12 protein-coding genes are annotated in these 15681 nt (G+C 60.6%); 3 read left to right on the top strand and 9 right to left on the bottom strand.

The window, feature by feature from the left end; genetic code table 11:
- Positions 1-150 precede the first annotated feature (150 nt).
- The 3 genes from QZR17_RS03895 to QZR17_RS03885 all read left to right on the top strand — a co-directional run bounded on the left by QZR17_RS03895 (position 151) and on the right by QZR17_RS03885 (position 4476).
- A complete protein-coding gene (locus tag QZR17_RS03895) occupies positions 151-1170 on the top strand; it encodes a pseudouridine synthase (RefSeq protein ID WP_297127851.1) in 1020 nt (339 codons plus the stop codon).
- Positions 1171-1233: 63 nt separating this feature from the next.
- On the top strand, positions 1234-3255 hold the full coding sequence (locus QZR17_RS03890) for a cytochrome c biogenesis protein CcdA (protein WP_297127848.1): 2022 nt from the start codon (positions 1234-1236) through the stop codon (positions 3253-3255).
- A 117-nt stretch (positions 3256-3372) separates the two neighbouring features.
- Complete coding sequence (locus tag QZR17_RS03885) at positions 3373-4476, top strand: BPL-N domain-containing protein (protein ID WP_297127845.1); 1104 nt, start codon at positions 3373-3375, stop codon at positions 4474-4476.
- A gap of 316 nt (positions 4477-4792) precedes the next feature.
- Here QZR17_RS03885 and QZR17_RS03880 read toward each other — a convergent pair whose 3' ends face one another.
- The 9 genes from QZR17_RS03880 to QZR17_RS03840 are packed head-to-tail and all read right to left on the bottom strand — an operon-like array spanning position 4793 to position 15613.
- Complete coding sequence (locus QZR17_RS03880; protein WP_297127842.1) at positions 4793-5929, bottom strand: DNA-protecting protein DprA; 1137 nt, start codon at positions 5927-5929, stop codon at positions 4793-4795.
- The gene (locus tag QZR17_RS03875) at positions 5914-6363 is read right to left on the bottom strand and encodes an acyl-CoA thioesterase (protein WP_297127839.1); all 450 of its coding nucleotides are present in this window, start codon (positions 6361-6363) and stop codon (positions 5914-5916) included. Before QZR17_RS03875 ends, QZR17_RS03880 begins: the two co-directional genes overlap by 16 nt.
- A gap of 3 nt (positions 6364-6366) precedes the next feature.
- On the bottom strand, positions 6367-7641 hold the full coding sequence (locus tag QZR17_RS03870; RefSeq protein WP_297127836.1) for a peptidase U32 family protein: 1275 nt from the start codon (positions 7639-7641) through the stop codon (positions 6367-6369).
- Between the two features lie 14 nt (positions 7642-7655).
- Complete coding sequence (gene dgt / locus QZR17_RS03865) at positions 7656-8987, bottom strand: dGTP triphosphohydrolase (RefSeq protein WP_297127946.1); 1332 nt, start codon at positions 8985-8987, stop codon at positions 7656-7658.
- A gap of 29 nt (positions 8988-9016) precedes the next feature.
- Entirely contained in the window at positions 9017-9724 is a 708-nt protein-coding gene (locus QZR17_RS03860) for an NAD-dependent deacylase (RefSeq protein ID WP_297127833.1), read from the bottom strand.
- A 12-nt stretch (positions 9725-9736) separates the two neighbouring features.
- On the bottom strand, positions 9737-11962 hold the full coding sequence (locus QZR17_RS03855) for a GH92 family glycosyl hydrolase (protein ID WP_297127829.1): 2226 nt from the start codon (positions 11960-11962) through the stop codon (positions 9737-9739).
- Positions 11952-12317, bottom strand: a complete 366-nt coding sequence (locus QZR17_RS03850; protein WP_297127826.1) for a hypothetical protein — start codon at positions 12315-12317, stop codon at positions 11952-11954. The genes QZR17_RS03855 and QZR17_RS03850 overlap by 11 nt, the downstream gene beginning before the upstream one ends.
- Before the next feature lie 12 nt (positions 12318-12329).
- Positions 12330-14561, bottom strand: a complete 2232-nt coding sequence (locus tag QZR17_RS03845; RefSeq protein ID WP_297127823.1) for a GH92 family glycosyl hydrolase — start codon at positions 14559-14561, stop codon at positions 12330-12332.
- Positions 14558-15613, bottom strand: a complete 1056-nt coding sequence (locus QZR17_RS03840; RefSeq protein WP_297127821.1) for a hypothetical protein — start codon at positions 15611-15613, stop codon at positions 14558-14560. Before QZR17_RS03840 ends, QZR17_RS03845 begins: the two co-directional genes overlap by 4 nt.
- Positions 15614-15681 lie beyond the last annotated feature (68 nt).

The following is a 15681-nucleotide window of genomic DNA, read 5'->3' as shown; positions in this document are numbered from 1 at the left end:
AAGACACTCCGCCGGCAAAAGTCTGCATTAGGGAAGTCTACTTATAAGGATGGAAAAAATCTATTAACGCTGTGGCTATCCGCCGTTAGTGATAAGAGAAATGGGGCATTTTACATACCTTTGTCGTCGATACCCTTAGATCATTACAACTTGGCTAAAAGCAAATCATACCGATCTCCCGGGAGATCCTCCTCAGAGAGCCGAGGGCAGAGCAAGGCTCGGCCGACCGGTAGGTCAGCCCGCCGTCTCGCCTCCTCCGTCAATACCTCTCCCACCCAGGAGTCATACAGCGCTGAGGAGCAGCAGTCCCTGCTCGACCTGATCATCACAAAGTCTGGTCGCTCACGCACTGCTACTAAGCGTCTCATCAGCTCGGGGAGAGTGTCGGTGGCGGAGACCCCGACGACTATGGCGACGCAGATGCTGGAGCCAGGCACCGCTGTGACGGTCCACCGCCTGGCGCCGGTAGCCCCCTTTGCTCACCCCCTCATCTCAGTCGAGTGGGAGGATGACTCGTATGTGGTGGTCTATAAGAAAACCGGCATCCCCACCGTAAATACCGCTCATAAGGATCCGCGCAATACTGTGCTCCATATCCTGAGCCGACACTACAAGAAGAGCAATCCCGCGGCTAAGCTCTTCATGCTTAGCCGCCTCGATAAGAGCTCTGCCGGCTTTGTTGTCTTTGCAAAGACCACAGAGGCCAAGGAACTACTCTCCCGCCGCTGGAGCAGCGCTGTCCATCATCAGCGCTATGCCCTCGTGGTGGAGGGGACCCTGCCGACGACGGAGCCCTTTGAGCTCACCTCGGTATCGACCCCGAGCGAGGACGAGCGTAAGGGACGCACGGCTGCCCGGACCGAGACTGCCGTGAGGGCTGAGGTGCAGCCCCTTACCAGCTCAGCGGGAGGGAACCTCCACCTCGTGGAGGCGGACGTGGTCGGCGTGCGTATCTACTCGATGCGTAAGATCTTTGGCGACAATAAGCTTCGCATCTTCGGGGACATCCGGTACCACTCGCACTTCTATGCCAAGGATCAGATCGCTTTGGCTCAGACGGAGCTGGAGCTGACGATGCCCCACACCGGGGAGACGCTGCGCCTGAGGCGCCCGATCCCCTCCCACTTTAGGACTTTATTAGCACAGGATAAGGGGCAGCCTGAGGAGTGACGCTCCTGACTACCCCCTCTCAATAGACCTTTAATACAAATATCAAAATTGCGACTCACAGACATGCGTAAGCATTTAGTCACACTCTTGGCGCTACTGCTGGCGAGCACACTCTCCCTCGGGGCGAGTGCTCAGATGTTTGAGAACATTGTGCGCTGGGAGACCTCACAGAGTAATGATGCCAATGGCATCGTCACGCTGACCTACACGGCGACGATCCAGTCCGGCTGGCACATATATGGTGTGGACCTCCCCAAGGATGGCCCCACCGTCACCACTGCCGACTTCTCCGAGAGTAGGGGGGTCAAGGCGCTTACCGGTCTCACTCCCGACCGGAAGCCCGCCACCACGTATGACCCCAACTTTGCCATGGACCTCACCACCTTCGATGGTAAGGTGACCTTTACCCAGAAGGTGCAGATCCTCGACCCGACGAATTTTGTCATCAAGGGCGATCTGATTTGGCAGGCCTGCAATGACGAGACCTGCACCCCTCCGGACCGCCATTCCTTTACTTACGGACCCAAGGACCTGAAGACTGCCGTCACCTCGGTGCCTGCTACCGACATTGAGGAGGGTGGGGCGCAGCCGACTGAGGAGCCTGCTCCCGAGGCTGTCTCTGCCGTCTCCGCGGCTGATGAGGGGGCGCTCTATGAGTCTGTAGAGAGCGAGCTGAGGGCATATGGGGACAAGAACTTCACCAGCCCTGACACATCGCTCCTGAAGATCTTCCTCCTCGGCTTCCTCGGTGGTCTCGTGGCGCTCTTCACGCCCTGCGTATGGCCGATCATCCCGATGACGGTGAGCTTCTTTATGCACCGCTCTAAGAGTAAGAAGAGTGCGCTCCGCGATGCGATCATCTATGGTCTCTCGATCGTGGTGATCTATGTCGCTCTCGGACTGCTCGTCACCGGTATCTTCGGTGCCAGTGCGCTGAATGAGCTGTCTACCAATGCGATATTCAATATCTTCCTCTTCCTCCTCCTGGTGGTTTTCTCGATCAGCTTCTTCGGTGCCTTCGAGATCACGCTACCCTCCTCGTGGACCAATAGGGTGAGTACCAATGCCTCCACCTCATCAGGTCTGCTGAGTATCTTCTTCATGGCCTTCACCCTTGTGCTGGTCTCTTTCTCCTGCACGGGACCGATCATTGGTACCCTCCTCGTGCAGGCGGCAGCTGAGGGAAATATCCTCGGCCCGACACTCGGCATGCTCGGCTTTGCGCTGGCTCTCGCCCTGCCCTTCACCCTCTTTGCCATTTTCCCCAATTGGCTCCAGAGTATGCCGAAGAGCGGTGGCTGGCTCAATAGTGTCAAGGTGGTCCTCGCCTTTATCGAGCTGGCACTGTCGCTCAAGTTCCTCTCCGTGGCCGACCTCGCATACGGCTGGCACATCCTTGACCGCGAGACCTTTGTCTCCCTATGGATCGCCATCTCCTTACTCCTTGGGCTCTACCTGCTCGGGATCATCCGCTTCCCGGCAGACGACAAGAAGGAGTCAGTCTCATGGTTTGGTACCCTCTTGGCGACGATCGTCTTCGCTTTCGGCATCTACATGGTGCCCGGGCTCTGGGGCGCTCCGCTCAAGGCTATCAGTGCCTTTGCTCCGCCACTCACGACGCAGGACTTCAACCTCTACGACAGCGAGGTGCATGCCAAGTTTGACGACTATGAGGCAGGTATGGCCTATGCCAAGCGTGAGGGCAAGCCGGTGATCATCGACTTCTCCGGCTATGGGTGCGTCAATTGCCGTAAGATGGAGGCCTCCGTATGGACCGACCCCACGGTGAAGGATATCCTGGACAATGACTTTGTGCTGATCACGCTCATCGTCGATGACAAGACCCGCCTCGCTCAGCCCCTTGAGGTGACGGAGACCAATGGCGACCACCGCACGCTCAAGACGGTCGGCGAGCGGTGGAGCTTCTTCCAGAGGACAAAGTTTGGCTCCAATGCTCAGCCTTTCTACGTCATGCTTGACAACACCGGTCACCCTCTCGCCGCCAGCTATGGCTTCGATGAGGATGTCGACAAGTACATTACCTGGCTGCGTAGCGGTCTGCAGACCTATAAGAGCCGTCATTGATCCTCACATAGAGTGAGTTACAGAAGCCCCCTCACCGACATTTCGGGAAGGGGGCTTTTTTTTATCCCTTTTGTGTATCTTTATCATAGAAATCATCTTAACCATTAAGAGAAAGAAATGAAGAAACTCTTTTTTACACTTGCCATCATCGTGATGGCACTCCCCCTCTCGGCGCAGAAGCGACTCGAGGTGGGCGTCTTTGCCGGGCACGGAGGTGCCGAGACCTGTGTTGAGGAGACCTATGCGGCACTCCTGATGGACCGCTCCATCACGCCTCACTACATCTACAGCCGGGATATAGCCACTGGGGCGCTGGATCGCCTCGATGTGCTGATCCTCCCGGGTGGGGGCGGCTCCACGGAGTACCTCAATTTCGGCGGTCTCGGTGCCGAGCGGATACGTCGCTTCGTCCGTCAGGGAGGTGGCATCGTCGGTATCTGCGCCGGGGCGTATGAGCTGACCGATACGCCCGACTATGCCTGCCTGAGGATGAGTGGTGCCAAGGCGATCGACATCGAGCATGACACCCGCGGGCTCGCTGTCTCTATGGTGACGCTTACGCCCGAGGGGAAGAGCGCCTTTCCGGAGCTGGCCGCTCGGGATACGCTATATATAATGTACTACGAGGGACCGGTCCTGGTCCCCGATGACAAGGGCGAGATCACCTACACCTCACTTGCCACCATGGAGAGCGATGTCCACGAGTATGGCGTCCCCGGTGGGGTGACCAATGGTAAGCCCTTCATCATCACCGGCTCCTATGGTGCGGGCAAGACGCTCTCCGTCATCGGTCACCCCGAGAATACCGCTGGTATGCAGTGGATGATCCCCCGGATGGCTCACCTTGTCGCCTCGTCGGAGATCCCAGAGCAGATCGATCGTAAGTTTATCGACCCGGATCACTTCGGGAGGGAGATCAAGATGAATGAGGAGCGCCGTCAGTATGAGAGCGACGCCTACGACCTGCTCCTCTATGCTGCGCCGGAGAAGAAGGTGGAGGTGCTGGACACGCTGATGAAGATGAATTCCTGGAGTGCCAAGGGCTGGATCCAGGGTCTCCTCTACGACGAGTCACCACTTGTGCGGGCTGCGGCCGTCCGCTGGCTGGGAGAGACCACCTATCTCCGCTACCGGGATGATCTCACAGCACTCCGCTCCGCCGAGACCGACCCCACCGTCCTCCGTGCGCTGGATGATGCCCTACAGCGCATCCAGCCGTAAGCCTCAGCAGAGCAGACCGGCTGAGGGCGGCATATACCCCTTCCTCTGAAATGTAAGTCGATCCCTCCTTACGGCATAGGGATAAGGGTGGTGACTAGCGGGAGGTGTGCTGACGGACACCGCGAATGAAAAGGACCCTCGCTCTCCGGAGGGAGGGAGATCCGCTGCTTTAGACCCCATTTGAGCCGGATTTATCCGGCCGTGACTAATACCGATATTAGGTGAGCCTAATATCGGTATTAGTATTCTCTAATATCGGTAAAAGAATCCTCTAATATCGGTATTAGAGAAATCGAAGCATCAGGTGGGGGTGGGATCAGCGGGAGGTGCACTCGTAGCGGGCACCGGGGAGGGAGCGGACCTTGCCGGACAGCTCCAGCTCGAAGAGCCGTCCAGAGAGTATGCCGGGTGACTCGCCCAGCCTCATGGAGAGGTCGTTGAGCGTGAGCGCCCCTGCCTCCTGCAGTGTCGCGAGGATCGGGTCCTCGTCTCTCTCTGCCTCCTCGGCAAAGGGGAGCTGTCGCTTGGTACTAACCTCAGGCAGGAGGCTTAGCTCCTCGAGGAGTGTCTCCGGGTCGGTGAGGCAGGTGGCGCGCTGGTCGGTGAGTAGCCTATTGCATCCCTCGGAGGTGGAGTCAAAGATCCGCCCCGGCACGGCAAAGACCGATCGCCCGTAGTCGAGGGCGAGACCGGCCGTGATGAGCGCTCCGCCTCGTCGGGCACTCTCCACGACCACCGTGGCGCGAGTCATCCCGGCGACGATGCGATTGCGGAGGACGAAGTGCTGCGGGAAGGCTCGGGTATGGTAGCTGTACTCCGTCACCACACCTCCTCCGCTATGGATCATCTCTGCGGCGAGGTCTCTGTGGCGAGAGGGGTAGAGCGTGTAGTGCCCGTGTGCCACCACACCGACGGAGCGCAGCCCATGCTTGGCTGCCGCTCGGTGCGCAAGGGCATCGACCCCATAGGCGAGCCCGCTGACGATGACCAGGTCGGGTCTCAGCTCCGCCCAGCGCCCTATCATCCGCTCGATCACATCGGCTGCGTAGGTGGTGCAACGGCGGGTGCCGACGATGGCGATCATCGGGCTGTCAATGGGGAGGGTCCCCTTGACGTAGAGGACAAGGGGCGAGTCGGCACAGTTGAGCAGGTAGTCGGGGTAGCCTTTTTCTCCATAGAAGAGTGGGGTGATCGTCTCGCCCGCTGCTGCCCTCTCGCTCAGCGTCCGGAGCTCCTCCTCTGCCTTGCGGAGGGAGTCCTCGGAGCGGATGAGCCGAGCTAAGGCGGGGCGGATGTTGGGGTTATGCGCCAACTCGTCTGCCGTCGCCTCAAAGATCCGCTCCGGATGGTTGTCAAAGTCCTCGAGGAGGGCATGGCTGATGGTGGAGCCGACCCCCGGGAGCATCGTCAGTCGCAGGAGGGCAAGCTCGGCAGGGGTCAGTGAGAGGGACACGGGAAGGTGAGGGGCTTGAGGTGCTTGTCGCAGTAGTCCATGAGGATGTCGAAGTACTCCCCCCGCGTCAGCCGGCCATCCTGCACGCCGGCGACGTGGACTCGACCGGAGCAGACCACTACGCCATCGCTCTCGCGGATCACATCCTCATCGACCACGAGGAGGGGACCCCTCCGACCGATTGTGATGCCGATGACAAAGGTGTCGTCGGACCGGAGTGGTCGATGATAGTCCAGCTCCGCATGGGTGACAAACATGTCAAATCCCTCGCCGTGCTTGCTCGAGAAGCTGTCACCGATGATGCGGAGAAATTGGTGCCGCGCGTGCTCCATGTAGTGGAGGTAATTGGCATGGTTCACCACACCCTGGATGTCGCACTCATAGTCGCGGACGATCAGGGTGGGGCTGATGAAGAGATAGGTCTTGGGTGCCATGGCTCAGAAGTACTTGCTCCCCCTCTCTTTCTTCCGCCTCCTCATCACGAAGAGGCGATCCCCCGGGCGCAGCTCCTCGGGTACTTTTATGCTGAAGGGGATGCCGATCTCGTCGATGCGGCTCCTTCGCTCAGACTTGTCACCGAGCAGCATCTGCTTCGCCTCAAAGAAGACTGCCCCGGTTGTCGGACCGGTCACCAAGAGCCGCTCTCCCTCCTCGACATAGCCGGTCTCCAGCACCAGCTCCGCCACACCGATCTTCGTATAGTAGTGGGAGACGCGACCGATGCCCACCTTCACCTCTGTCGTGTCGGATCCATAGTGATCGGTCCACTCACCGAGCCGCTGACCGAGGTAGTAGCCATCCCAGAAGCCTCGGTTGAATACCGTCGCCAGTCGCTCGTCCCAGCCGGCTATCTTCTCCGCTCCGTAGCTGCCGTCTAAGTAGGCTCGTATCGCCTCATCGTAGCACTCGGAGACCGTGCGGACATACTCCGGACCTCGGGCGCGGCCCTCGATCTTGAAGACCCGCACGCCGGCATCGATCATCTTATTGAGGAAGTGGATCGTCTTGAGGTCCTTGGGCGACATAATGTACTTGCCGTCGACGGTGAGCTGGTCGCCTGTGGCATCATCAGTGACGAGGTAGCGCCGGCGGCAGATCTGATTGCACTCGCCCCGATTGGCAGACTTATTCATCTCCCCGAGGCTGAGGTAGCACTTGCCACTCACCGCCATACAGAGCGCTCCGTGGGCAAACATCTCAATGCGGATCGGCTCCCCCTTGGGCCCACAGATATGCTCCTCCTCTATCGCACGGTGGATCAGCTCCACCTGGTCCAGCGTGAGCTCGCGAGCAAGCACCACCACGTCGGCGTAGCGGGCGTAGAAGCGGAGCGCCTCAACATTGGAGATATTGAGCTGAGTGCTGAGGTGGACCTCCACCCCCTGCTCGTAGGCGTAGGCCATAGTGGCTATGTCGGTGGCGATGATGGCTGAGATGCCAGCGCCCTTAGCGGCGTCGATGATCTCGTGCATCCGCACCATATCCTCGGGGTAGATGATGGTATTGACGGTGAGGTAGCTCTTCATCCCGTGGTCGCGGAGCAGGGTTGCCACCTCAGGCAGGTCCTCGAGCGTGAAGCTCTTGGAGGAGTGGGCACGCATATTGAGCCCCTCGATGCCGAAGTAGGCGGCATCGGCGCCACCCTGGATTGCTGCCATGAGCGACTCCCGGCTGCCGGCCGGTGCCATGATCTCGAAGTCTTTTCTTTCCATTACTATCCTTTTGCTTAAATGGCGGGCAGGCTCATGCCGGTAAACTTGCGGTAGAGGTCGAGGGCGTAGACATCGGTCATGCCGCTGATGTAGTCGAGGGCGGACTGGATCTTGCCGTAGAGCGTCGGCGACGACATGTCGTACTGCGAGGGGATGCGATTAAACCAGAGCTTGGAGTAGGCTCTCTCCGGATGGCGCTGTGCCTCGATCAGGTTGTCCAAGAGTGAGGAGAAGATCCGAAATCCCGCCAGCTCAATGTCGAGCACCTCGCTGGCGTAGTAGATGCGGTCAAAGGCAACCTCCCGCGCCTCCCTGTACGCCTCCCGCTGTCGCTCCTCCATGGCACCGATCAGGCTGCCGTGGAAGGTGCCGCTCAGGATCTCCTCCCGATGGGCGAGGAAGGTGTCGATGGCGGAGAGGGTGAGGCGATTGACCACCTTGCCGCGGAGGTAGGCGATCTGCTCGTTGTCGTCCGAGAGCCGACGGATCACCCTGCCGGCCTCCTCCCGCTCCGGGTCGGTGAGGAAGGGGTAGAGCAGCTCGGTGCACTCCTCCTGCGAGAGGATCTTGAGCTTATACGCATCCTCGAGATCCATGATCTGGTAGCAGATGTCGTCCGCCGCCTCGACCAAGTAGACGAGCGGGTGACGGGCGTACTCGGGGCGCTCGCCCTCCTCGCTGAGCGCAGGCAGCCCGAGCTTCCGCGCCACTCGGTGTAGCGTCTCCTCCTCGCTGGCAAAGCAGCCAAACTTCCCCGTCCCACACTCCTTGGCGGAGGTGTAGGGATACTTGATGAAGGAACCTATCGTGGCATAGGTGAGACCGTAGCCGCCGGGGCGTCTGCCGCAGAAGGTGTGGGTCAGTAGGCGGAGACCATTGGCATTGCCGTCGTAGTGGACAAAGTCTGTCCAGCGGCCGCCCTCCGCCTCGAGGCTCTCCCGCCAGCGGGTGCCGGCACCCTCGGTGAAGTAGGCGTGGATGGCTCGCTCACCGGCGTGACCAAAGGGGGGATTGCCCATGTCGTGCGCCAGGCAGGCAGCGGAGACGACGGTGCCGACGTCGGAGAAGTCGAAGGGCAGCTCCGGCTCCTCAACCTTGACAGCACGACCGATGGCATTGCCGAGCGAGCGACCGACGCAGGATACCTCGAGCGTGTGGGTGAGGCGGTTGTGGACAAAGATCTGCCCGGGGAGGGGGAAGACCTGCGTCTTATTCTGCAACCGGCGGAAGGGGGCACTGAAGATCAGTCGGTCGTAGTCCCGCTGGTAGTCAGTTCGCCCGGGCTGCTCGGCCGCCGACTCCTCCTGACCAAAGCGCTCACTCGCCATGAGTCGCGCCCAGTCCATCCGCTTTCTCTTATCCTCTGTCATGGTGCTCAGAGATTTCGCTCCCTCAGGAGGTCGACAAAGTGGCGCACGCCGGCTGAGGCGCCCTCGTGGATCTGCTCAAAGTCGCCCGGCACCGGCACCGGCTTAGGGTCGATGAGGAACTTCGGGATCCCGCTCGGGGCGCAGGTGGAGAGACCGGCGGCGGGGTAGACGACGAGGCTGGTGCCGATGATGAGGAAAATGTCTGCTGCAGCGGTGGCGCGGATCGCATCGCTCATGCGGGGAACCCCCTCACCGAAGTAGACGATGAAAGGACGCAGCCGGCGCCCACTGCGGTCGGTGGCATCGATGGCCATCTCCAGCTCACCGTCCGGGAGAGGGAGTGGCGTCTCGGGGTCGTCCATGGTGCAGCACTTCATCAGCTCGCCATGGAGATGGATCACGTGGCTGCTCCCTGCCCGCTCGTGGAGATCGTCGATATTCTGCGTCACGATGGTGACATCGTAGTCCTGCTCCAGCTCTGCGAGGAGCTTGTGTCCGGCATTGGGCTGAGCGGCAGCGCAGCCGAGGCGAAGCTTATTGGCGAAGCGGATGCAGCGTGCCGGGTCGCGCAGGATCGCTTCATGGGTGGCCACCTCGGCGACAGGCTCATTCTCCCACAGCCCGTCGGCGTCGCGGAAGGTGCTGAGCCCGCTCTCGGCACTCATGCCGGCACCGGTCAGCACCACTAATCTCTTTTTCTTTCCTTGGCTCATGGTCCTTGTCTCTCAGAAGTCTCGGGGTTCGCTCCCCATATAGATGTCGAGGATCCCCCCGCGAGCGATGTCCTCATAGTCGAGGTAGCGCTTGGTGTAGTCGCCGCCATTGAGCCGGATCCTCTGGATGTAGATATTCTCCGCACTATTGTCGTGCACGCGGATGGTGAAGCACCCGTCTCGCACGCTCAGCTCCGCCGCATCGATGATCGGGCTACCGAAGTAGTAGCGCCCGCCCGCCGGCTCCACTTGATAGAGCCCGATGGCGGTGAGGAGGTACCAGGCGCTCACCTGCCCTGCATCCTTAATGCTCGACAGCCCGCCGCCCCGTGACGGATAGTACAGCTCCGTCATCACTTGGCGGAGGAATGGTGCCGCCTTGGACTGCCTGCCGAGGACACTGTAGAGGTAAATGGTGTGGAGGCTCGGCTCATTGCCGTGCACATACTGCCCGATCAGGCCGGATATGTCGGGGTAGGCATCGTCATCGGTCAGGTCAGAGGGGATGGAGAAGAGGCTGTCCAGCTTGGCGATCAGCCGCTCCTCCCCGCCGAAGCAGCCCGCCAGCCCCTCCACATCCTGCGGGACGAGGAAGGTGTACTGCCACGCATTGCCCTCGCAGTAGTCGTCGCGGTGCTTGGAGGCAGTGGGGTCAAAGGGGGTGTGCCACTCGCCATTGCTGCCCTTGCCCCGCATGAAGCCGGTGACCGGGTCGAAGAGGTGGTGGTAGGACTTGCTCTTCTTGAGGAAATAGGTGTAGTCCTCCTCGTGCCCAAGGTGCTTTGCTGCCTCAGCAAGGGCGGCATCGGCGATTGCGTACTCCATGTCGTAGGCGACGCTCTTGCCCATCTTGTCGTAGGGGATGTAGCCGTACTCGCGACGGAGATCCTTCCCCCGCTCATCGAGGAGGGCGGTCTTCTTCAGCTCTTGGTAGACCGAGTCAGGCTCATCGCAGAGACCCTTCACGATCGCATCGGCGAGCACACAGATCCCGGGATCGCCCACCATAGTATTCGTCTTGGTATAGAAGTGCCAGACCGGTACCTTGCCCCCCTCGCGCGAGATCGCTGTCATCGTGCCGACGATGTCCCTCATACGGTCGGACTGTGTCAGCGTGAAGAGTGGGTGATAGGCTCTGTAGGTATCCCAGAGGGAGAATGTCGAGCGGGTCGTGTAGCCCGGGTCGGCGTGCTTGGCGAAGTCAGCACCGAGGTAAGACCCGTCCGCATTGCTGTAGTCGGAGGGGGTGATGAGGGTGTAGTACAGGGCGGTGTAGAGGTCGACGAGGGTGGAATAGTAGCGCGCTGCCATCCGCATCCGACCCAACTCCTTCTCCCACGCCTCGTCAGCAGCCTCGCGGACGCTGTCGAAGTCCCACCCGGGGCACTCGGCTGCCATATTGGCCCACGCATCCTCTGTGGAGGTGGGGGAGAGGGCGACCTTCAGGAGAACCGGCTCCGTCGGCTGAGCCAGGTGGATGTAGGCGTAGTTGTAAGGCACATCGCTCTCCTTTCCCGGTGTGGGGCTCGTGCCATAGTCGATGGAACGGATCGGGGTGGAGAGCTCAGCGGCGAAGTAGACCCGATGATCCTTTGCCCAGCCGGTGGAGTAGCGGTAGCCCTCCACTCTTGTATCGCTCACTTGCTTTACCTCGCCCTTGGTCAGCCGATCCCAGTTTCCCCCATTGGCAAGGTCCCAGATGATCGCCGGCTGCTCTGCTCCCTCGGGGAAGTAGTACCGATGCAGTCCCACCCTGCTTGTCGCTGTCAGCTCTACGTAGATGTCGTATCGGGCGAGCCAGGTGGCGTAGTAGCCCGGGCGGGCCACCTCACTGTCCAGGTCGAAGTCACTCCACTGCCCGCTCGCCGGGTCATCCGCCGTTCCTCGCCCCGGAGTTACCTCGCCCGTCACCGGCATCACCGTCAGGTCGAGGAGGTCCCCGATGCCGGTTCCGCTCATACGGGTGTGGGAGAAGCCTATGACCGGGCTATAGGGGGGGTAGTCCCCGATGCACCGGTCCCGGCCCTCCGTGACGAAGGTGGGACCGAGCTGGACCATCCCGAGCGGGACACTCGCACCGAGGAAGACGTGTGCGAATCCCTTGATCCCGATCGTCGGGTCCACGAGATCAGTCAGCTTGTACGGGTATTCGGGTGCACTCTCTTCTACGGTCTTGCTGCAACCGAGCAGGAGGAGAGACACGAGTACGGAGAGGAAAAGGGTTTTCTTACAGGTCATGATGGGGTGTTTCTGTCTTCTTGTGGCGAAGTGGGATAAAAATATAGGCGTCCTCCATGGTCAGTCCAAGGCTGCAGAGATACTCGGCGTCCACCGACGCCATAATGGAGAAGAAGGGGAGAGCCGCCTCCATCTCCTCGTGCATGGACGGGTGGGGAAAGCAGAGCGGATACTCCTCCTCATCCTCCCGAGATGCAATCTCAGGCTCGCTGAGCAGCTCCCCTCCACGGTTGTCCCGGAGCAAGACCACCTCGTACGATCTGGGATGATAGGAGCCGAGATCGTGCAGGTCACTCTCGGCACTCATACCGGCACCGGTCAGCACCACTAATCTCTTTTTCTTTCCTTGACTCATAGTCCTTGTCTCTCAGAAGTCTCGGGGCTCGCTCCCCATATAGATGTCGAGGATCCCCCCGCGAGCGATGTCCTCATAGTCGAGGTAGCGCTTGGTGTAGTCGCCGCCATTGAGCCGGATCCTCTGGATGTAGATATTCTCCGCACTATTGTCGTGCACGCGGATCGTGAAGTGCCCGTCTCGCACGCTCAGCTCTGCCGCATCGATGATCGGGCTACCGAAGTAGTAGCGCCCGCCCGCCGGCTCCACCTGGTAGAGCCCGATGGCGGAGAGGAGGAGCCAGGCGCTCATCTGCCCTGCATCCTCATTGCCCGACAGCCCATCCGGTGCCGCATGGTACAGCTCCGTCATCACTTGGCGGAGGAGTGGTGCCGCCTTGGACTGCCTGCCGAGGACACTGTAGAGGTAAATGGTGTGATGGCTCGGCTCATTGCCGTGCGCATACTGACCGATCAGGCCGGATATGTCAGGCGAAGCATCGGCACCGGTGAGGTCGGAGGAGATGGAGAAGAGGCTATCCAACTTGGCGATCAGCCGCTCCTCTCCGCCGAAGCAGCCCGCCAGCCCCTCCACATCCTGCGGGACGAGGAAGGTGTACTGCCACGCATTGCCCTCGCAGTAGTCATCATCGCGGTGCTTGGAGGCGGTGGGGTCAAAGGGGGTGTGCCACTCGCCATCGCTGCCCTTGCCCCGCATGAAGCCGGTCACCGGGTCGAAGAGGTGGTGGTAGGACTTGCTCATCTTGAGAAAATAGGTGTAGTCCTCCTCGTGCCCAAGGTGCTTCGCTGCCTCGGCAAGGGCGGCATCGGCGATCGCGTACTCCATATCGTAGGCGACGCTCTCGCCCATCTTGTCGTAGGGGATGTAGCCGTACTCGCGGCGGAGATCCTTCCCCCGTTCGTCGAGGAGGGCGGTCTTCCTCAGCTCTTGGTAGACCGAGTCAGGCTCCTCGCAGAGACCCTTCACGATCGCATCTGCGAGCACACAGATGCCGGGATCGCCCACCATAGTATTCGTCTCATTGGCATAGAAGTGCCAGACCGGCACCTTGCCCCCCTCGCGCGAGATCGCTGTCATTGTGCCGACGATGTCCCTCATTCGGTCGGTCTGTGTCAGCGTAAAGAGCGGGTGATAGGCTCGGTAGGTGTCCCATAGGGAGAAGGTCGATCGGGTCGTGTAGCCCGGGTCGGCGTGCTTCGCCAAGTCGGCACCGAGGTATGACCCGTCTGTGTTGCTGTAGTCGGAGGGGGTGAAGAGGGTGTGGTACAGGGCGGTGTAGAGGGTGACGAGGGTGGCAGAGTCGCTCGCTGCCATACGCATCCGACCCAGCTCCTTCTCCCACGCCTCGTCAGCGGCCTTGCGGACGCTGTCAAAGTCCCACCCGGGGCACTCGGCCGCCATATTGGCCCATGCATCCTCGGTGGAGGTAGGTGAGAGGGCGACCTTCAGGAGGACCGGCTCCGTCGGCTGGGCCAAGTGGATGTAGGCGTAGTTGTAAGGCACGTCGCTCTCCTTTCCTGGTGTGGGGCTCGTGCCGTAGTCGATGGAGCGGATCGGGGTGGAGAGCTCAGCAGCGAAGTAGACCCGCTGATCCTTTGCCCAGCCGGTGGAGTAGCGGTAGCCCTCCACTCTCGTGTCGCTCACTTGCTTTACCTCGCCCTTGGTCAGCCGGTCCCAGTTTCCTCCATTGGCAAGGTCCCAGATGATCGCCGGCTGCTCTGCTCCCTCGGGGAAGGAGTACCGATGCAGTCCCACCCTGCTTGTCGTCGTCAGCTCTACGTCTATGCCGTATCGGCTGAGTCGGGTGGCGTAGTAGCCCGGGCGGACCACCTCACGGCTCCGGTCGGAGTAGCTCCACTGACCGCTCGCCGGATCGTCCGCCGTCCCTCGCCCCGGCGTCACCTCGCCCGTCACCGGCATTACCGTCAGGTCGAGGAGATCCCCGATGCCCGTCCCGCTCATATGTGTGTGAGAGAAGCCGATGATCGTGCTGTCGGAGATGTGGTAGCCGCTGCACCAGTCCCAGCCCTCCGTGACGGAGGTGGGACCGAGCTGGACCATCCCGAGTGGGACGCTTGCACCGAGGAAGACATGCCCATGACCTCCCGTCCCGATCCAGGGATCCACGAGGTCGGTTAGCTTGGTCGGATAGTCGGGTGCGCCCTCTTCTACGGTCTTGTGGCAGCTAAGTGTCAGGAGAAGGGTCATCACCACCGGGAGGGTGAGTATTTTCTTACACTTCATAGGTGAAATAAATCTTGGGTGTCGTCACTTGCCTCTGAGAGGCGTAGGGGGATAAAAATGTAGGCGTCCTCCTCCGTCAGCCCAAGGCTGCAGAGGTACTCGGCATCCACCGTGGCCATAATAGAGAGGAAGGGGATCGCCTCCTCCATCCCCTCGTGCATCGACGGGTGGGGGAAGAAGAGTGGTCGCTCCGGTTCGTCCGGATCTAACTTGGGCGGAGCCTCCATCCTGTAGAGCTTCTCTGTCCCGCGGCTGTCCCTCAGTAGGCAAGCCTTGAAGGGCCTGGGTGTGCGGGTGTCCGCATCGAGTGGGCTGTCTGAGTCGGCTTGCCGGTAGAGTCGATCCATATTCTCGTCATCGTAGCGCAGGAGGATGCCGTGAGTCCTCCGCTCCGAGAGACTGTCCATCGTCTCGTCAGCGACCCGTATCATCAGCAGATCCTCCGGGAGGATCCCCTTCTCCCTCATCTCCATCTGCGTTGCCTCGCCCACTTCAGCCCGATCATCAATGGAGGCGAAGAGCTCCTCCGGGATCGCTTCGGACCGGCGTCTCTCCTTCTCCTCCCCACGGGGGTCCTCATCTGCGAGCACCTCCCCGGTCATCAGAGCGACGATAGGCATGCCATCCATATAGCCGTCTCGGTAGGCCTGGAGGGCGATATCATCCCCCAGGCTCTCCAGCAGGCTCTTTTCCTCATCCGTGGTCCATATCAGCATGGGGTAGAGATCCCGCAGCCCGGGGATGTCGGACTGGGGCAGGGCTAAGAGCAGCCGACGTGGCTCGGCGGTGTCATCGGACTCGTAGAGGACTGCGCTGAACTTGCGGGGAAGCACATTGTAGCCCGCACTCCGCTCCTTGCGGTCCGCCTTGGAGACCAATTGACGAAAGTACTCCTCGGTCTGCAGGAAGATCTCGAAGTGGCGCTGCCCGAGGGCAAACATATCTAGCCGCTGATCCGGGTGGGTCAGGTAGAGTACCTGATCGGGCCAGATGTTTTGCGATCGGAGGATCTCCTTCATCTCCGGAGAGAGCACTTGGAGGACATTTGCCATAGCGTGGGGGCTGTAGTGTGATAGTCTGTGAAGGACTGACGATGCGGTCCTTCTCGCAAATATACCCT

The sequence above is a fragment of the uncultured Porphyromonas sp. genome, from assembly GCF_900541275.1.
Lineage (GTDB): Bacteria > Bacteroidota > Bacteroidia > Bacteroidales > Porphyromonadaceae > Porphyromonas_A.
Note: the sequence above shows the minus strand (reverse complement) of the source record. Positions and strands in the feature narration are given on the sequence as shown.